The sequence below is a fragment of the Serinicoccus hydrothermalis genome, from assembly GCF_001685415.1.
Taxonomy (GTDB): Bacteria; Actinomycetota; Actinomycetes; order Actinomycetales; family Dermatophilaceae; genus Ornithinicoccus; species Ornithinicoccus hydrothermalis.
This window is the reverse complement of record NZ_CP014989.1, coordinates 184,077-202,984: the sequence shown is the minus strand read 5'-3', so window position 1 is coordinate 202,984 and position 18,908 is coordinate 184,077. Positions and strand designations below refer to the sequence as shown.

Annotated in this window: 14 protein-coding genes and 2 rRNA genes; all 16 read right to left on the bottom strand. The window is 71.9% G+C overall.

The window, feature by feature from the left end; all coding sequences use genetic code 11:
- Nucleotides 1-25 precede the first annotated feature (25 nt).
- The 16 genes from SGUI_RS00915 to SGUI_RS00845 all read right to left on the bottom strand — a co-directional run bounded on the left by SGUI_RS00915 (nt 26) and on the right by SGUI_RS00845 (nt 18,776).
- On the bottom strand, nt 26-1,405 hold the full coding sequence (locus tag SGUI_RS00915) for a sugar porter family MFS transporter (RefSeq protein WP_066635070.1): 1,380 nt from the start codon (nt 1,403-1,405) through the stop codon (nt 26-28).
- A gap of 102 nt (nt 1,406-1,507) precedes the next feature.
- A complete protein-coding gene (locus SGUI_RS00910; protein WP_066635067.1) occupies nt 1,508-2,113 on the bottom strand; it encodes an NUDIX domain-containing protein in 606 nt (201 codons plus the stop codon).
- Nucleotides 2,110-3,810 carry a CTP synthase gene (locus SGUI_RS00905; protein ID WP_066635064.1) on the bottom strand — a complete coding sequence of 567 codons (1,701 nt, stop codon included), beginning with the start codon at nt 3,808-3,810 and terminating at the stop codon, nt 2,110-2,112. Before SGUI_RS00905 ends, SGUI_RS00910 begins: the two co-directional genes overlap by 4 nt.
- A 66-nt stretch (nt 3,811-3,876) precedes the next feature.
- Nucleotides 3,877-5,001, bottom strand: a complete 1,125-nt coding sequence (locus SGUI_RS00900; RefSeq protein ID WP_066642482.1) for a glycosyltransferase — start codon at nt 4,999-5,001, stop codon at nt 3,877-3,879.
- A 1-nt stretch (nt 5,002) separates the two neighbouring features.
- Nucleotides 5,003-6,649, bottom strand: a complete 1,647-nt coding sequence (locus SGUI_RS00895; RefSeq protein WP_066635061.1) for a lipid II flippase MurJ — start codon at nt 6,647-6,649, stop codon at nt 5,003-5,005.
- Entirely contained in the window at nt 6,646-7,434 is a 789-nt protein-coding gene (locus SGUI_RS00890; protein ID WP_066635059.1) for a hypothetical protein, read from the bottom strand. The genes SGUI_RS00895 and SGUI_RS00890 overlap by 4 nt, the downstream gene beginning before the upstream one ends.
- Before the next feature lie 23 nt (nt 7,435-7,457).
- Nucleotides 7,458-8,534, bottom strand: coding sequence for a copper transporter (locus tag SGUI_RS00885; RefSeq protein WP_066635056.1), 1,077 nt, complete (start codon nt 8,532-8,534; stop codon nt 7,458-7,460).
- A gap of 3 nt (nt 8,535-8,537) precedes the next feature.
- Nucleotides 8,538-9,710 carry a putative cytokinetic ring protein SteA gene (steA, locus tag SGUI_RS00880; protein WP_066635053.1) on the bottom strand — a complete coding sequence of 391 codons (1,173 nt, stop codon included), beginning with the start codon at nt 9,708-9,710 and terminating at the stop codon, nt 8,538-8,540.
- Nucleotides 9,707-11,596, bottom strand: coding sequence for a DNA repair protein RecN (recN, locus tag SGUI_RS00875; protein WP_237141418.1), 1,890 nt, complete (start codon nt 11,594-11,596; stop codon nt 9,707-9,709). Before recN ends, steA begins: the two co-directional genes overlap by 4 nt.
- Nucleotides 11,554-12,483 (bottom strand): NAD kinase, encoded by a 930-nt coding sequence (locus tag SGUI_RS00870; RefSeq protein ID WP_066635049.1) that lies wholly within the window; start codon nt 12,481-12,483, stop codon nt 11,554-11,556. Before SGUI_RS00870 ends, recN begins: the two co-directional genes overlap by 43 nt.
- Nucleotides 12,480-13,343, bottom strand: a complete 864-nt coding sequence (locus SGUI_RS00865; RefSeq protein ID WP_066635047.1) for a TlyA family RNA methyltransferase — start codon at nt 13,341-13,343, stop codon at nt 12,480-12,482. Before SGUI_RS00865 ends, SGUI_RS00870 begins: the two co-directional genes overlap by 4 nt.
- A complete protein-coding gene (locus SGUI_RS17290) occupies nt 13,340-13,549 on the bottom strand; it encodes a hypothetical protein (protein WP_157621686.1) in 210 nt (69 codons plus the stop codon). Before SGUI_RS17290 ends, SGUI_RS00865 begins: the two co-directional genes overlap by 4 nt.
- Nucleotides 13,546-14,376, bottom strand: coding sequence for an HAD-IIA family hydrolase (locus SGUI_RS00860; RefSeq protein ID WP_066635046.1), 831 nt, complete (start codon nt 14,374-14,376; stop codon nt 13,546-13,548). Before SGUI_RS00860 ends, SGUI_RS17290 begins: the two co-directional genes overlap by 4 nt.
- Complete coding sequence (locus tag SGUI_RS00855) at nt 14,373-15,281, bottom strand: hypothetical protein (protein ID WP_237141417.1); 909 nt, start codon at nt 15,279-15,281, stop codon at nt 14,373-14,375. The genes SGUI_RS00860 and SGUI_RS00855 overlap by 4 nt, the downstream gene beginning before the upstream one ends.
- Nucleotides 15,282-15,398: 117 nt before the next feature.
- A 5S ribosomal RNA gene (rrf, locus tag SGUI_RS00850) occupies nt 15,399-15,515 on the bottom strand.
- Between the two features lie 126 nt (nt 15,516-15,641).
- Nucleotides 15,642-18,776: ribosomal RNA gene (locus tag SGUI_RS00845) — 23S ribosomal RNA — on the bottom strand.
- Nucleotides 18,777-18,908 lie beyond the last annotated feature (132 nt).

Below are 18,908 nucleotides of genomic sequence, written 5' to 3'. Positions count from 1 at the left end.
GGCGAAGCGTCCGGCCCGGGTCTGCCTACTGCTCCTTCATCGCCGCGCTGCCCACCAGGTCGAGCTTCTCCTGCATCTCCTCCAACGGGATGCCCTTGGTCTCCGGCATGACGGTGATGGTCCACACCGTCATCGCGACACCGCCGAGGAAGAAGAGCCCGAAGGCGAAGGCTGCACCCAGCCCGCTGGCGATCGCCGGGAAGGTCCAGGAGATGGCGGCCGCGAAGGTCCAGTGCGTCAACGCCCCGAAGGACTGCCCGCGCGCCCGGATCGCGTTGGGGAAGATCTCGGAGATGAACACCCAGATCACCGCGCCCTGGCCGAAGGCGTGCACGCCGACGAAGAGCATGATGCTGGCCACCACGAGACCGCTGGTCACGCCGCTGAAGTCGCCCTCGTAGAGGAAGAAGAGCACCGTGAGGAGGCCCAGGGTGACCAGATATCCGGCCGAGCAGACATACATGAGGAACTTGCGTCCGACCCGGTCGATCAGCGTCAGCGCCAGGACGGTCGCGACGAGGTTCACCAGGCCCACGCCGGCGCTGTTGAGGAAGGCGGCGCTCTCCTCCAGCCCGGCGCTCTCGAAGATGGACGGCGCGTAGTAGAGCACCGCGTTGATGCCGCCGAGCTGGTTGAAGGCGGCGATCGCGAACGCGAGCAGGATGACCTTGCGGTGCCCCGAGGTGAAGAACGGCACGTGCGCGCTGTCGCCCTCGGACTCCAGGGCCTCCTTGATCTCCTCGCGCTGCGTCCGGGCCTCGGTCTCGTCCGAGGTCAGCTGGTCGATGATCGTCCGCGCCTCGTCGTCGCGGCCGACCGCCATCAACCAGCGCGGGCTCTCCGGGATGAAGAAGACCAGGAGCGCGAAGACCAGCGCCGGGAGCGCCTCCGCCCCGAACATCCACCGCCAGGCGGTCTCCTCGGGGAACAGCCCGAGGATCGCGAAGTTGGACAGGTAGGCCAGCAGGATGCCCAGCACGATGTTGAACTGGAACAGCCCGACCAGGCGTCCCCGGTGGCGCGGAGGTGCCACCTCGGCGTTGTAGATGGGTGCGACCGCCGTGGCGGCGCCGACACCGAGCCCGCCGACGAAGCGGAAGACCATGAAGGTGATCCAGTCGGTGGCCAGGGCGCTCCCCAGGGCGGAGACGACGTAGAGCACGCCGATGACGATGAGCACCGGTTTGCGCCCGTAGCGGTCGGCCGGCTTCCCCAGCCCCGCGTAGGCGGCGCCGACCACGGTCCCGATGAGCGCGGTCGCCACGGTGAACCCGAGCTCGAAGCCGTTGAGGTCGAAGACCTCCGTGAGGTTGCTGGTGGTCCCGGAGATCACCGCGGTGTCGAACCCGAACAGCAGCCCGCCCAGGGCCGCGATGATCGCACTCCGGATGACGAGCGGTTGCATGTTCCTCCCCTTCGCCGACGGTCAGGGCCCCCAGCATGACCCCGCGTCAGAGCCGCGGCACGGCGAACCGACCCACCACGGGGACGAACCAGCAGGTCCGGGCTACCGCACCCCCCGGGTGTGCAGCGCCAGCACCGACAGCATGAGCGGCCCGTTGTGCACCTGGCCCCCGAGCACCGCGGCCACCGCGTCGCGCAGGGTCACCCAGCCGGTCGGCATACCGGCCTCCTCGCCCGCGCGGGCGTGCCGCTCCCCCACCGGCACGTCGGACAGGTCGGTCGCCACGAAGGTGTGGATGGTCTCGTCGAGCCCGCCCGGGGAGGGCGTGAAGGAGACCAGCGGCTCCCAGTGCTCGGCCCGCAGGTCGGCCTCCTCGGCCAGCTCGCGCCGCGCGGCGTCGACCGGCGGCTCGCCCTCGACGTCGAGCAGGCCGGCCGGGATCTCCCAGTCCTCGGCGCCGATCGGGTGGCGGTACTGCCGGATGACGAAGATCTCCGGCTCGCCCCGGTCCTCGCGCACCGCGAGCACGGCGACGGCACCGGTGTGGTGGACGTACTCCCTCGTCGCCGGCCCGTCGTCCAGCTCCACCTCGTCCCGGTGGACGTTCCAGACGGCACCCTCCATGGCCACCTCGGAGCGGCGCACCGGCCGGGTTCCGGGGTGGTCGCGCAGCTCCGCCAGCGCCAGCCTGGGCGCGTCGAGCGTCATGCTCCCGGCAGCGCGTGCTGGTGCTGGCGCCCCTCGACCTCCACCAGGCGCTGGCTGCGCTGCGTCTCGAGCGCGGCGGCCACGAGCCCGGCGAAGAGCGGGTGCGCGTGGTCCGGGCGCGACTTGAACTCGGGGTGGGCCTGGGTCGAGACGTAGTAGGGATGCACCTCACGGGGCAGCTCGACGAACTCCACCAGCCCGCCGTCCGGGGACCGGCCGCTGACGACGAGACCGGCGTCGGTGAGCTGGTCCCGGAAGGCGTTGTTGACCTCGTAGCGGTGCCGGTGCCGCTCGGTGACCTCGGTCTGGCCGTAGGCCTGCGCGACGACCGAGCCCTCGGTGAGCACGGCGGGGTAGGACCCCAGGCGCATCGTCCCGCCGAGGTCGCCTGCGCCCTCGACGAAGGACTTCTGCTCCTCCATCGTGGCGATGACCGGCGCCGGGCTGTCCGGGTCGAACTCGGTCGAGCTCGCGCCCTCGATCCCCGCCACGTTGCGCGCGTGCTCGATGACCATGGCCTGCAGCCCCAGGCAGATGCCCAGGGTCGGCACCTGGCGCTCCCGGGCCCAGCGCAGCGCGCCGACCTTGCCCTCGATCCCCCGCACGCCGAAGCCGCCGGGCACGAGGATCGCGTCGACCCCGGCCAGCGCCCGGGTCGCGCCGGCCTCGGTGCGGCACTCGTCCGAGGCCACCCAGCGGATGTCCACCTTGGCGTCGTGCCGGAAGCCCCCGGCCCGCATCGCCTCGGTGACCGAGAGGTAGGCGTCGGGCAGGTCGACGTACTTGCCGACCAGCGCGATCTCCACCCGGTGCTCCGGCTCGTGCACCCGCTCCAGCAGCGCGTCCCAGGCCGACCAGTCGACGTCGCGGAACGGCAGGCCCAGGTGACGCACGACATACGCGTCGAGCATCTCGCGGTGCAGGACCTTGGGGATGTCGTAGATCGACGGGGCGTCGACGCAGGCGGCCACCGCGTCGGAGTCGACGTCGCACATCATCGAGATCTTGCGCTTGATCCCGGCCGGGATCTCCCGGTCGGCGCGGAGCACCAGCGCGTCCGGCGCGATGCCGACCTGTCGCAGCGCTGCGACCGAGTGCTGGGTCGGCTTGGTCTTCAGCTCCCCGCTGGGCGCGAGGTAGGGCACGAGGGAGACGTGCAGGAAGAAGGCGTTGCTGCGGCCGATGTCGTGGCGCACCTGGCGCGCGGCCTCGAGGAAGGGCAGCGACTCGATGTCGCCGACGGTCCCGCCCACCTCGGTGATGATGATGTCCGGGCGCTCCCCCTCGGGACGCTCGGCGGCCGCCCGCATCCTGGCCTTGATCTCGTTGGTGATGTGCGGGATGACCTGCACCGTGTCCCCGAGGTAGTCCCCGCGCCGCTCCTTGGCGATGACGTCGTTGTAGATCTGCCCGGTGGTGACGTTGGAGCGGCCCCACAGGTCGGTGTTGAGGAAGCGCTCGTAGTGCCCGATGTCGAGGTCGCACTCGGCGCCGTCCTCGGTGACGAAGACCTCGCCGTGCTGGAACGGGTTCATCGTGCCCGGGTCAACGTTGATGTAGGGGTCCAGCTTCTGCATCGTCACCCGCAGCCCCCGGCTGCGGAGCAGGAATCCCAGGCTCGAGGCCGTCAGTCCCTTCCCGAGCGAGGAGGCGACGCCTCCGGTCACAAAGATGTGCTTCGTCGTCGTCTCCGCCACGGGCTTGCAGTCTACGTGACCGGCGCGGCGTCCGGCGAAGGGGTCCGCACACGGCGTGGCGTCCGGTCACCCACCGACGACCCGCCGGTATGCCCGGAGCACCGCGGCGAGGGCGTCCCGCCGGGTGGGCAGCCGGGCGGCCCTGCGTCGGGCGCGCTCGCCGAGGGCCGCCCGGGCGCCGGGGTCGTCGAGCAGGTCGCGGACGGCGGTGGCCAGCCGGGTGGCGAGCCCGTCGTCGTCGCCGGCGACGAGGAGCCCGGCACCGTCCAGCAGCGCGGCCGTGCCGCCGACGTCCGTGGCGACGACGGGGGCGCCGGCGGCCAGCGCCTCCTGCAGCACCAGCGGCTGACCCTCCCACCGGGCGGCGGAGACGACGACGTCGGCACCCGCGAGCAGACGGGGCACGTCGGCGCGCCGGCCGAGGAGGCGCACGTCCCCGGGACCGGTGGCGGCGAGAGCCCGCAACCGGCCCTCCAGCGGTCCGTCACCGACGACGAGCAGGACGGGGGGCGGACCGCCGGCCGGGGAGTCGGCCACGAGCCGGTGGTGCGCCCGGACCACCGCGTCCACCCGCTTCTGCTCCGCCAGCCGCCCCGCCGTGACGACGACCGGCACACCGCGGGCCAGGCCCAGCTCCGCGCGCAGGTCCTCCCCCGCCCTTCGCCGGGCGGCGTCGTCGACCGGCGCCGCCGCCGACGACGGGACGACGGCGGTGGCCACGGCGCGCGCGCCACGCTGCCGCGCGCGCACCGCCAGGTCGTCGGAGACGGTGAGCACGAGGTCGGCGCGGCGGCAGACGAGCCGCTCCAGGCCCTCGTAGACCAGCGCCGCCGCCCTGCCGGGTGGTGGCCCGTTGTGGGTGGTGACGACCAGCTGCGGACGGGAGCGGAGGCCCGACGAGGCGAGCGCCATCGCCGCCCCGGCGCGCACACCGTGCGCGTGCACGACGTCGGCACCGCGCAGCAGCCGGCGCAGTGCCCGGTGCGTGGCGGCCAGCTGCGCCGGGCGGGTGGTACCCACGTCGAGCTCCGCCACCCGGGCGCCGGACGCGGCCATGTCGAAGGCCTCGGCGACCGCTGCGGGGCAGGCGACGACGACGTCCTGGCCGGCGGCCACGAGGTCGTCCGCGAGCTGGCGCACGTGGCGGCCGACCCCGCCGGCCACGACCGCGGTCACGAGCAGGACGCGCACCTCAGCCACCCTCTCCACGGCCCGCACGGCGCAGGACCCGCTCGCGCACGAGGGACCACGTCTCCCGGTCCAGGAGGGCCACCGCCACGGCCACGCACGCCATCGCGAGCAGCCCGCGCACCGTGCCCCAGGCGAGGGCCGCCGGCAGGGTCTGCGCGTCGACCGGGAGGATCTGGGCCACGCCCACGCCCAGGCCCGTCCCCGCGAGAGCCACGACCGCCGTGCGCGCCAGGCCGGCGAGGACGGCGCCGCCCCACGCCCGGGCGGTCAGCGTCAGCAGCACCCCGCCCGAGACGAGCATCCCGGCGGAGGAGGCGAGCGCCAGGAGGAGCAGGACTCCCCCGACCCCCGCCTCGGCCGCCGGACCGGAGACCGCGAGACCGACGACGGCCGCCAGCACCCAGCCACCACCGGCACCGGCGGCGGCCCACCCCGGCCGGCCCACGGCATACAGGGCCCGGGTGAGGAGCGCGACGAGACCGAAGCCGAGCAGCCCCGGCGCCAGGGCCGCCAGCGTCGTGGGCAGCGCCTCCAGCGTGGCACGGCCGGCACCCTCGGCACCCCGGTCGTGGGAGAGGAAGACCTGGCCCACCTCGCGCCGGGCCGCGACGAGCGCCGCGGCACCGGCGAGCGCACCCACCACGACCGCCCGCGTGGTGCGCCGCAGGGTCACGGTGGCCTCGCTGCGGTCCGCCGTCAGCCGCGGGAAGGCCGCGGTGGCCAGCGGCACGACGAGCACGGCGTAGGGCAGCAGGTAGACGGTCTGGGCGTAGGTCCACACCGGGACGGCGCCCACTCCCACGCTGTTGCCCACGACGAGGACCACGACGGTGAAGACCTGCTGGGCGCCGACGGTGACCAGGCCCGCCACCGCGAGCGCACCCGCGACCCGGCCCGAGCCCTCGGGGAAGCGCAGCGTGGGCCGCCACCGCACCCCGAGGCGGGACACCGGGAGGAGCAGCGGCAGGCTCAGCGCCGCGACCCCGAGCGTGGTGCCGAGGGCGAGCAGGACCAGACCGCTGCGGGGGAGATCGGCGACCGGGACCGCGGGGTCGTAGGCGAGCCCGAAGAGGAGGTAGGTGGCGATGACCACCACGCTCGAGAGCAGCGGGGCCAGGGCCGCCGCGAGGAAGCGGCGGTGGGCCTGCAGCACCCCGGTGAGGACGATGCCCAGCCCGTAGAGCAGCACCTGCGGGGCGAAGAGCAGCAGCATGAGGCGGCCTGCCGCCCGCAGGTCTTCGGCGCTGCACACCGGGCCCTCGGTCTGCGCGGCCAGCAGCGCCCCGGCGAGCGGCCCGGCCGCCAGGGCGACGACCAGCGTGAGCGGCAGCAGCACGACCAGGGTCCAGCCGAGCAGCGCGGAGGCGGTCCGGTCCGCCAGCTCCTCCTCGCCCCGGTGCAGGTGCCGTGCCACGAGCGGCACCGCCACGGCGGCCAGGGCACCGCCGGCGGCGATCTCGAAGAGCACGTTGGGGATCTGGTTGACCGTCGCGTAGACCTGCCCCACGCAGGTCGTGCCGACGCTGCTGGAGAAGGCGAACCAGCGGGCGACGCCGACGACGCGGGAGAGCAGGGTGAGGGCGGCGACGAGGCCGGCGGCGGCCAGCAGGTGCTGCCCCCCGATCCGGGCGCTGGGGGCCCCGCTCACCGGCGGCCCCAGGCGTCCAGCTCCCGCAGGACGGGGGTGGACTCGATGACCCGGGTGAAGCTCACCCGCTCGCTCGCGAGCGTCAGCGCGGTGACGGCGGCCAGGGCGCCCCAGCGTCCGGCCGGCGGCAGCGCCCTCGCGGCCGCCGCCCCGAGGGCCGCACCCAGGGCGTTGGCCCCGGTGTCCCCGAGCATCGTCCGTCCGCGCAGGTCCTCCGGCAGCAGGGCGAGCGTGGCGCCGAGCACGGCCGCCGCGGGCGGGCGGCCGGCCAACGGGGCGGCCACGAGCAGCCCGGCCTTGAGGGCGCGGCCGGGTCGCAGGTCGAGCAGGTTGGCCAGGTTGGCGCCGCCGGCCACGAGCCCGGCCGTCGCCACCCTCGCGGCCGCCGTCCCGGAGGAGGTATGCCGGTCGCCGGCCACCGCGACGACCGTCCCGGCCGCGCCGAGGACCGCGATCTTCAGCGCCCCGGTCGTCAGCTCGCCGCGGCGCAGGGCGCCGAGGTGGCCGCGCAGGCCCTTGACGTCGGCCTGTCCCCCGGCGCCCAGGTCGTCCACCGCGCCGGCGGCCCCCGCCAGGAGGACCGCGGCCGCGACCGGCGGGTCGAGGAGCACCAGCGGTGCCGCGACCCCGCCCCCGAGGGCCAGCCCCTCGACCAGGGTGACCTCGTCACCCCGGTGGTTGCGTCGCACCCATCGTGAGCCGCCGCCGGGGAGCCGGCCGCGCCGCTCGGCACGCATCACCGCGGCCGAGAGCGCGGCGGAGCCCGCGCCGGCGATCCCGCTCACGAGGCGCGGTGGCGGCCCCGGCCTCACGGCGCGGTCGTCGACGCGGGGTCGGCGGGCACCGGGTCGGAGGCCGGCGGCTCCTGCCCTGTTCCCGGGACCGACGTCAGCCGCAGCGGTGGTGGCGCCGGGACCGGCGACTGCGCGTCCTCACCGAGCCCGTAGTGCCCGGACTCGTCCTGGAGCTCCCAGGCCAGCGCCAGCACGGCGGCCGCGCGCCCGCTGGCGCCCTCGAGGTCGTCCACCGTCGAGACCTCGCCACGCAGCGCGCCGTCGTCGCGCACGGCGCTGACCAGGCCGTCCTGGCCCCCACCCTCGGTGAGCGCCCCGGCCTCGGTCCCGGCTGCGGCCACCACGAGCGGCACGTCCAGCTGGACCAGTCCCTCGACGAGCTCCTCGCGGACCGCCAGCCGGTCCTGCGCGGCGTCGTCCTCGGGCGCGAGCTCGGCCGCGCTCAGCCCACCGCCCACGACGAGCAGCACCTCCGGCGGCCGGCGGTCGGTGACCGGGGCCTGCGCGTCCTGCCACTCCACGTCGATCCATCCCTCGTCCCGCAGCCGTTCCCCCGCTGCCAGCCACGCGCCGGCCTCGCCCTCGCGGTCAGCGCCGGCCAGCGTCGCGGCGAGCACCTGGCCCGGGCCGGAGGCGTCGTCGTCCGACCCTCCGTCGCCCTCCGGCAGCGCCAGGCGCGACCCGGCCTCGGCGAGCACCTCGGGGTCGGCGTCGCCGGCCTCGAAGGACTGGTCCACCTCCACCTGCACGGCGAGCGTGCCGCCGGCGTCCGCCACCCGATCCTCGAGCTGGGCGACGTGGTTGCGGTCCGCGCCGGGCAGGAGCACCAGCCCGACCCTGATGCCGTTGAGCGTGCCCGCGACCCCGCGCGGGCTGAGCAGGTCGACCGCCTCGTCCTTGGCGCTGGCCTGCCGGGACTGGACGTCCAGTTCGCTGCGCAGCTCGGTGCGCTCGGTGCGCAGCTCGGCCACCTCGTCGTCGAGCCGCTGCGAGATGCCCTCACGCAGCGGACCGGCCCCCAGCACGATCCCGATCGCCAGCGCGATGAAGACCGCGACGAGCGACACCAGGTGGTAGCGGAAGTCGACCACGTTTCAGAACAGCCCCTCGATCCAAGCCCAGACGTCGTCCCATCGTACGGCCAGCACCCCGAGCAGGGCCCGTCCGCCGGGGGTGACGGCCAGCGCCACCAGCAGGGCGAGCAGACCCGCCAGCACCAGCCATACCAGGGACACGGCAGGGACGCGGGAGCGGTAGAGCAGGCTCACCCCCTTGGCGTCGACGAGCTTGCTGCCGACCCGCAGCCGGGTGAGGAAGGTGCTGGCCATCCCCTGGCGGCCCTTGTCGAGGAACTCGACCAGCGTGGCGTGGCTGCCGACCGCCACGATGAGCTCGGCACCGAGCTCGTCGGCGATGAGCATGGCGATGTCCTCGCTGGTCCCCGGTGCGGGCAGGACGACGGCGTCGGTCACGCCCAGGGCCTCGACGCGCTCCAGGCCGGGGGCACGCCCGTCGCGGTAGGCGTGGACCACGAGCTCGGCGCCGCTGGTGAGCGCGGCGTCGGAGACCGAGTCCATGTCGCCGACGACCAGGTCGGGGCGGTGCCCCATCTCCAGCAGCGCGTCCGCACCGCCGTCGACCCCGATGAGCACGGGCCGGGCCTCGCGCAGGAAGGGACGCAGCGTCTGCAGGTCCTCCTTGTAGTGGTAGCCGCGCACGACGACGAGCGCGTACCGCCCGGTGAAGTCGGTGCGCAGCTCGGGGATCCCGATCCCGTCCAGCAGGAGCTCCCGCTCGGCCCGGACGTACTCCATCGTGTTGTGGGAGAAGGCCTCGATCTGCTCCGACAGGTTGTCGCGGGCCCGTTCCCGACTCTGCGCGACCATGTCCGCGGTCAGGCGGGTCGCCTCGGCGACGACGACGCCGTCGACGCGCACCTGGTCGCCGACGACGGTGGCGTGCGAGCCCTCCTCGAGGCTCATGACCTCCGGTCCGGCGGCGTCGAGCAGGGGTATGCCGGCGTCCAGGAGGATCTGCGGGCCCATGTTGGGGTAGGCCCCGGTCGTCGAGGCGGCGGCGTTGACGACCGCCGCCGGGCGGCAGGCGACCAGCGCGTTGGCGCTCACCTGGTCGAGGTCGGCGTGGTCGATGACGGCGACGTCGCCCGCCTGCAGGCGGGAGGTGAGCCGCTTGGTGCGCGGGTCCACCCGCACCGTGCCGCTCAGCGGCACGTCGGGGTCGGGGGACCGGGATCGTCGCCCGTTCATCCGGCACCCACGGCGCCACGCTGCGCGAGCAGCTCCCGGGCGTGCTCGAGGGCGGCACCCGAGTCGGCCACGCCGCCCAGCATGCGGGCCAGCTCGGCCTCCCGCTCCGGGCCGTCCACGACGACGACGCCGCTGCTCGTGACCTGGCCGTCCGTGCTCTTGCGGACGACCAGGTGCTGGTCGGCATACGCGGCCACCTGCCCCAGGTGGGTGACCACCACGACCTGGGCCTGCCGGGCCAGCCGCGCGAGGCGGGCCCCGAGGTCCAGGGCCGCCGCGCCCCCGACACCGGCGTCCACCTCGTCGAAGACGTAGGTCGGCGCCGCCCCGGCACCGCACACCAGCTCCAGCGCGAGCATGACCCGCGAGAGCTCACCGCCGGACGCGGCGCGGGTCACCGAGCGTGCCGGGGCCCCGGGGTTGGCGGCGAGCCGGATCTCGACGACGTCGAGACCGTGCCGCCAGGCGCGCACCCGGGCGCCGTCCACGAGCTCGACCGTGCTGCCGGACGCCTCCCCGCCGCTGGCCGTTGCCGGGTCCGCCGTCCCGTCGTCGGCGGCGTCCTCGCCGTCGCTGCCGCCGTCCCTGTCCTTGTGCCCGGCCTCGTGCCCGGCCGCGCGGTGAGCGACGTCGACCACGACGGTCGCCGAACCCATGGCCAGGTGGGCCAGCTCCTCGGTGACGGCCTCCCCCACCCGTCGCGCGGTCTCCGCACGCAGCGTGCTGAGCTCCTGACCCGCCCGCGCGACCTCGCCCCGCAGGTGCTCGCTGCGTGCCCGCAGCTCCGCCAGGTCGTCGTCGGAGACGTCGATCTCGTCCAGCTCCGCGGCCGCCTGCTGGGCGAAGCGCAGCACCTCCTCCGCGGACGTGCCGTAGCGCCGCAGGAGACCGGTCAGCTCGGCCCGCCGGGCGTGCACGGCATCCAGCCGCTCCGGGTCGACCTCGACGCCCGAGGCGTAGGCCGCGAGGTCCGGGGCCAGGTCGGTGGCGAGGTAGGCCAGCTCGCGGACCCGGGCCAGGAGCGCCGCGAGCTCCTCGTCGTGCCCCGCGGCCGGGGTGAGCGCGTCCGTGGCGGTGGCGAGCAGCGAGGCGACCGAGGGCGCCTCGGTCGCGGCGCTCGCAGGATCCGCACCGGCCAGCGCCTCGTGCGCCTCCTGCGCCGCGCGGCGCAGGTCCTCGGCGTGGGTGAGCCGGTCCGCCTCGAGGCGGAGGGCGTCCTCCTCGCCCGGCCGCGGGTCGACCTGCTCGATCTCCTCCAGGGCACGGCGCAGCGCCCCGACCCGCAGCGAACGCTCGGTGGAGGTCCGCCCCAGCTCGTGCAGCCGCCGCCGGCTCTCCTGCCAGTTGTCCCACGCCGCGGCATACCGCTGCGCTGCCCCGGCGAGCCCCGGTCCGCCCGCGGCGTCCAGGAGGACCCGGTGCTGGTCGGCGCTGCGCAGCCGCCACTGGTCGGCCTGTCCGTGCACCGCGACCAGGTGCTCACCGACCTCGGTGAGCACCGACACCGGGGCGCTGCGGCCTCCGACGCTGGCGCGGGAGCGCCCCTCGGCGGCCACCGAGCGCACGAGGATGAGACCGTCGGCGGCGTCCCCGCCGGCCTCGGTGACGCGGCGGGCCGCCGGGTGGTCCTCGGGGACGTCGACCTCACCCTCGACCACGGCGCGCGCGGCCCCGGCACGGACGAGCCCGGCGTCCGCCCGCTCGCCGAGCAGCAGGCCCAGACCGCTGACGACCATGGTCTTGCCGGCCCCGGTCTCCCCCGTGATGACGTTGAGGCCGGGGGCCAGGTCGAGCTCGGCCTCCTCGATGACGCCCAGCTGCTGGATGCGGATCCGGCGCAGCGTCACCGGCGCCCCCCGGGAGGGCCGCTCGCCGGACCGCGCCACCCGGACACGGGCAGGGCGAACTTGGCGACCAGACGGTCGGTGAACGGTTCGACCCCCAGCCGCGCCAGCCGGACCGGCGTGTCCGAGCGGCGCACCTCGATGCGTGCGCCGGGCGGCAGCTCGACGGTGCGGCGTCCGTCGCACCACATGACGCCGGTGACGTGGCTGTGCGGGACGACCTCGACCGCGAGGTGCGCCTCCGGGCTCAGCACGACCGGGCGGGCGAAGAGCGCGTGTGCCGAGATGGGCACCACCAAGAGGGCCTCCACGTCGGGCCACACGACCGGCCCGCCGCCGGAGAAGGCATACGCGGTCGAGCCGGTCGGCGTCGCCATGACGACCCCGTCGCAGCCCCAGGTGGACAGCGGCCGTCCGTCCACCTCCACGGCGAGCTCGAGCATCCGCTCGCGGGCGGACTTCTCCACGCTGGCCTCGTTGAGCGCCCAGTTGTGGCAGACCACCCGGCCGTCGTGGAGGACGTCGACCTCGAGGGTCATCCGCTCCTCCACCTGGTAGTCACGCGCGACGATGCGCTCGATGATCGCGGCGATGTCGTCCTTCTCCGCCTCGGCGAGGAAGCCCACCCGGCCGAGGTTGACGCCGAGCAACGGTGTCCCCGCGGGTCGTGCGATCTCCGCCCCGCGCAGGATCGTGCCGTCCCCGCCGAACACCACGACGAGCTCGCACCCGGCCGCGTCCACGTGCGGCGGCACTGGGCTCTTGAGCGCGACCACCTCGCTGTCGGTGACCACCTGGTGGGTCGGGTCGGCCTCCGGGACGGTCTCCACCTCGATCCCGTGACGGCCCAGCCGCTCGGCGAAGACGCCCGCGAGCTCGGGCATGTCCGGGCGCGTCGGATGGGTGACCAGCATGATGCGCCGACTCATCCGTCCTCCTGTGCTCGGGTGCGTGCCAGGGCGGCCATCTGCGTGCGCCCGGGTCCGCACCCCATCATGCCTGCTGAGGGAGGGCAGGGGGCGGGGTGGCTGCACCGGCGCAGCCGCCAGAGGAACTCCACGTTGCCCGTGCCCCCGCGCAGCGGGGAACGCCGCAGGTCCTGCGGCGCGAGGCCGCACCGGCGTGCCTCGTCGTCCAGGGCCAGCAGGACCTCCTCGCGCTGGCGTGCCGAGCGCACCACCCCGCCGCGCCCGAGGGCGTCGGCCCCCACCTCGAACTGCGGCTTGACGAGCAGGACGAGGTCTCCGTCCCGCCGGACGAGACCGGCGAGGACCGGCAGGACCAGGCGCAGGGAGATGAAGGACAGGTCGCCGACGAGCACGTCGACCGGCCCGCCGACGGCGTCCTCGTCGACGTCGCGGACCGAGACCCCCGAGAGGTCGAGGACGCGGGGGTCGTCCCGCAGCGCCTGCGCCAGCTGGTCGTGGCCCACGTCGAGCGCGACCACGCTCGCGGCCCCGTGCTCGAGGAGCACCTGGGTGAAGCCCCCGGTCGACGCGCCCACGTCGAGGCACCGGCGGCCCCGCACGACGAGATCCGGCCAGGCCTCGAGGGCGGCCGCGAGCTTGACCGCCCCTCTCCCGACCCAGCCGCGGCGCACCCACTCGGCCTCGGTGCCCGTCCCGGCACCGACGACGGTGATCTCTGCGTCGTCCGGGACGGGGTGTGCCGCCCGCCGGGTCTCCTCCCCGTCGACGTGCACGAGGCCGTCCCGCACCAGCAGCTGCGCCTGGGTGCGGGTCGGGGCCAGGCCGCGCTGCACCAGGGCTCGGTCCAGACGGGTGCTCACCTCTCGGCTGGTGAGCCGTCGCTCGTCCCTGGACCGGCAGGAGACGGGTCGTGCAACCGCTGCTGCAGGTCGCGGTGGGCCCGGGCCAGGGCGTCGGGTGCGCCCTCGTCGTCCTGCGCGAGGGCCTGGTCCAGCCGGTCCAGGGCGGCGTCGACGGTGTCGTCGCCGGTCCTCGGGCGCTGCTCTGATCCCTGCTGCTCGCTCATGTGGTCCTCCAGAGGTCGGTCAGGTCCAGCATCGTCTCCGCGACCCGGTCCGGTCGTTGTCCCTCCGGCGCCTCTCGCGCCTCCGCACGCGTCGAGACGCCCGTGAGCACCAGGGCGCTGCGCAGCCCGGTCGCCCCGGCCCCGGCGATGTCGGTCTCCAGCCGGTCGCCCACCATGAGCGTGTCCTCCGGCGAGGTGCCCAGCCGGTCCAGGGCCGCGTGGTAGGCCGGCGCGTGCGGCTTGCCGACGACCAGCGGCGTCGCCCCGGTCGCGTGCGCGACAGCGGCGACCAGGGAGCCGTTGCCCGGAGCCTGCCCGCGCTCGGTCGGGAGCGTGGCGTCGTCGTTGGTCGCGATCCAGTCGGCCCCCGAGCGCAGGGCGTAGGCTGCCTCCGTCAGGTCGGCCACGCCCACCTGCGGCCCGTAGCCCTGGACCACGGCCCCGATCGCCGGCGTCTCGCCCCGGCGGGCGGCGTCGGCGACCTCGTGCGGGGTGAGGGTCGAGAAGCCGGCCTCGCGCAGGGCGTCCGCGACGCCGGGGCCGCCGACCGCGAGCACGTGACCGTCGTCCAGGAGGTCGGCACGCTGCTCCTGCAGCACCGCGGCCGCGACCTGCGACGCGGTGAGCACGTCCTCCGGCCCTGCCTGCACCCCGAGGTCGCTGAGCTGGTCGGCGACCTCCTGCGGGGTGCGGGAGGCGTTGTTGGTGAGGTAGAGGATCCGGACGCCGGCGTCCCGCGCGTCGGCCAGGGCCTCGACCGCGCCCTCGCACGCCTCGTGCGCGCGGTAGACCACACCGTCGAGGTCGCACAGCATGCCGGTGATCACGAGTCCCGGACCTCCTCGGTGCCGTCCGGAGCGGCGTCGTCGTCCTCGTCGTCCCCGAGGTCGACCACCCAGGTGTCGTCGCCGCGGCCCAGCAGCTCGGCCGCGTCCGTCTCGCCCAGGGCGTCCACCTCGGCGGCCCGGGCATACCACTCCTGCGCCTGCTCGTCCTGACCGTCGGCCTCCAGCGCCGCGGCGTAGGCGTAGCGCAACCGCGCGGCCCAGGGCTGCTTCGCGGTGCTGCGGCGGGCCGGCTCCGCCAGGTGCAGGACGGCAGCGGAGTGCTGCCCGAGGTCGCCCCTGGCCCCAGCGACGACGATGGCCAGCTCCACCAGCTCGGCCGGGCCCAGCTGGGCCGCCTCCGGGGTGGCCGCGAGCTCCAGCGCCCGCTCCGGGCGGCCGAGGCCCCGCTCGACGTCCGCGAGCAGCGGCAGCAGGTGCTGGGAGCCGCTCAGCCGGCGCGCGGTCCGGAGCTCGGCCAGCGCCTTGGCCCACTCGCCGCGCCGGTAGTGCACCACCCCGAGCGCCTCCCGCACGCCCGCCACGCGACCGGCGCGCCGCGCCGCGGCCTCGGCATGGGCCAGGGCGAGGTCGAAGTCCTCCGCGTCGAGCGCCCGGCCGACCATGACGAGGTGACCGCCCACACCCTCCGCGTTCTCCTTGCTCAGCGTCCGCAGCTCCGAGCGGAGCGAGCGGTCCAGGCCGCCTGCGTCCGCATCCTCGGGCAGCGGCGGCTCTGGGACCCGTGGCGGGCGCCGGATGTCGCGGTCGTCCCGAGCAGGCCGCTCCGGTGAGGCCGGGCCCCCACGACCCCGATCCTCACGCCCCCGCTCGGGGGCACCACGCCCTGCTCCACGGCGCTCGCCGCGCTCGGGGCCACGGCGACCGGTCTGACGACGCTCGTCCACGTGCGTTCCTCTCCTCAAGCTGCTGTCGGGTCCCATCCTCTCAGGACGGGCGAGGGTGCCGGCCCCGGACATGCGAAAGGGCCCACCCTGGTGGGTGGGCCCTTTCGGTGAATAGTGGTCCGGCGGTGTCCTACTCTCCCACACTGTTTCCGGTGCAGTACCATCGGCGCTGTCAGGCTTAGCTTCCGGGTTCGGAATGTGACCGGGCGTTTCCCTGACGCTATGACCGCCGTAACAATATCGACCATGTTCACACACGCGTGGTGGGGGTGTGTTTGTGGGTCGGGAACCGTGCAGTGGACGCGAGCAGTCTGTGTGTCTTCGGGGGTTCACGGGGGGCGAAGCCCCCTGTGGGTGTGTTTTGTTAAGTTGTCGGCTTATTAGTACCGGTCAGCTACGCACATTGCTGTGCTTCCACGTCCGGCCTATCAACCCAGTAGTCTAGCTGGGAGCCTCTCCACCCAATGGGTGTTGGAAACCTCATCTTGAAGTGTGCTTCCCGCTTAGATGCTTTCAGCGGTTATCACGTCCGAACGTAGCTAATCAGCGGTGCTCCTGGCGGAACAACTGACACACCAGTGGTTCGTCCATCCCGGTCCTCTCGTACTAGGGACAGCTCTTCTCAAGTTTCCTGCGCGCGCAGCGGATAGGGACCGAACTGTCTCACGACGTTCTAAACCCAGCTCGCGTACCGCTTTAATGGGCGAACAGCCCAACCCTTGGGACCGACTCCAGCCCCAGGATGCGACGAGCCGACATCGAGGTGCCAAACCATGCCGTCGATATGAGCTCTTGGGCAGGATCAGCCTGTTATCCCCGGGGTACCTTTTATCCGTTGAGCGACGGCGCTTCCACGAGCCACCGTCGGGTCACTAGTCCCGACTTTCGTCTCTGCTCGACATGTCTGTCTCACAGTCAAGCTCCCTTGTGCACTTACACTCGACACCTGATTGCCAACCAGGCTGAGGGAACCTTTGGGCGCCTCCGTTACTTTTTGGGAGGCAACCGCCCCAGTTAAACTACCCACCAGGCACTGTCCCTGATCCGGATCACGGACCGAGGTTAGGAATCCAGAACGACCAGAGTGGTATTTCAACGTTGACTCCACAACCACTGGCGTGGCTGCTTCACAGTCTCCCACCTATCCTACACAAGCCGTACCGAACACCAATACCAAGCTATAGTAAAGGTCCCGGGGTCTTTCCGTCCTGCTGCGCGTAACGAGCATCTTTACTCGTAGTGCAATTTCGCCGAGTTCGCGGTTGAGACAGTGGAGAAGTCGTTACGCCATTCGTGCAGGTCGGAACTTACCCGACAAGGAATTTCGCTACCTTAGGATGGTTATAGTTACCACCGCCGTTTACTGGCGCTTAAGTTCAGAGCTTCACCCACGAATGGGTTGACCCGTCCCCTTAACGTTCCAGCACCGGGCAGGCGTCAGTCCGTATACATCGTCTTGCGACTTCGCACGGACCTGTGTTTTTAGTAAACAGTCGCTTCTCCCTGGTCTCTGCGGCCCTCAACGCTAACCCGCAAGGGGTTTCACGTCTCGGGCCCCCCTTCTCCCGAAGTTACGGGGGCATTTTGCCGAATTCCTTAACCACGATTCACTCGATCGCCTCGGTATTCTCTACCTCACCACCTGAGTCGGTTTGGGGTACGGGCGGCTCGAACCTCGCTAGGAACTTTTCTTGGCAGCATAGGATCACCCTGCTTCCCGCATACGCGGTCACGATCAAGCCTCGGGCACTACTGGGGCGGACTTACCACTCCCCGGCCCTGCGCTCTTCGACGTGGACAACCATCGCCACGCGGAGGCTACCTTCCTGCGTCCTTCCATCGCTTACCTACTACCGGATTGGGTCACGCGTTCCACCACCCGCCCCCGACCGCGAACGGTCAAGGTTGTGGGTGGCTTCAGGCGCTCAGCATCCCCGGCCTCGGTACTGGGCGGTTCTTCGCCGGTTCCGGAATATCAACCGGATGTCCATCGACTACGCCTGTCGGCCTCGCCTTAGGTCCCGACTTACCCAGGGCAGATTAGCTTGACCCTGGAACCCTTGGTGATTCGGCGGAAGAGTTTCTCACTCTTCATTCGCTACTCATGCCTGCATTCTCACTCGTGCCGGATCCACACCTCGATCACTCGGATGCTTCACTCCCGGCACGACGCTCCCCTACCCACCAGCACGCCTGAACACCACCCGAGGGTGATGCTGAGCGAAAGTGCTGGTGCCACAGCTTCGGTGGTGTGCTTGAGCCCCGCTACATTGTCGGCGCGGAATCACTTGACCAGTGAGCTATTACGCACTCTTTCAAGGGTGGCTGCTTCTAAGCCAACCTCCTGGTTGTCTTCGCAACTCCACATCCTTTCCCACTTAGCACACGCTTAGGGACCTTAGCTGGTGATCTGGGCTGTTTCCCTCTCGACTACGAAGCTTATCCCCCGCAGTCTCACTGCCATGCTCTCACTTACCGGCATTCGGAGTTTGGCTGACGTCAGTAACCCGGTAAGGCCCATCAGCCATCCAGTAGCTCTACCTCCGGCAAGAAACACATGACGCTGCACCTAAATGCATTTCGGGGAGAACCAGCTATCACGGAGTTTGATTGGCCTTTCACCCCTACCCACAGCTCATCCCCTCAGTTTTCAACCTAAGTGGGTTCGGGCCTCCACGCGGTCTTACCCGCGCTTCACCCTGGCCATGGGTAGATCACTCCGCTTCGGGTCTAGACCCAGCGACTCATACGCCCTGTTCGGACTCGCTTTCGCTACGGCTCCCCCACACGGGTTAACCTCGCCACTGAGCACTAACTCGCAGGCTCATTCTTCAAAAGGCACGCCGTCACCCACACACAAGGTGTGAGCCCCGACGGATTGTAAGCGCACGGTTTCAGGAACTATTTCACTCCCCTCCCGGGGTACTTTTCACCTTTCCCTCACGGTACTTGTCCGCTATCGGTCACGAGGTAATATTTAGGCTTAGCAGGTGGTCCTGCCAGATTCGTACGAGATTTCTCGGGCCCCGTACTACTCGGGAGGCGCAACACGCAGTCGCGGGTGTTTCGGCTACCGGGGTCTCACCGTCTACGCCAGGCCTTTCCAGACCCTTCACCTACACCACACGATTTCTCACTACGCACCAGGATGGTAGTCCCGGTCGTCACGCTCCCACAACCCCGCAGCTGCAACCCCTACCAGGTATCACACAACTACGGTTTAGCCTCATCCGCTTTCGCTCGCCACTACTCACGGAATCACATGTTGTTTTCTCTTCCTGTGGGTACTGAGATGTTTCACTTCCCCACGTTCCCTCCACACACCCTATACATTCAGGTGCGGGTGACCAGCGATGAAGCTGGCCGGGTTTCCCCATTCGGACACCCTCGGATCACAGTCTGGTTATCGACTCCCCGAGGCTTATCGCAGATTCCTACGTCCTTCTTCGGTTCCTCGTGCCAAGGCATCCACCGTGCGCTCTTAAAAACTTAACAAAAAAGCCACAAAGATACAGATGCTCGCGTCCACTGTACAGTTCTCAACCAACAACCAGCCACCCACCACCACCGGCCGCCACACACCCACCCCCACCCCACACACAACAGCGAGGAGGGAATGAACGGGTA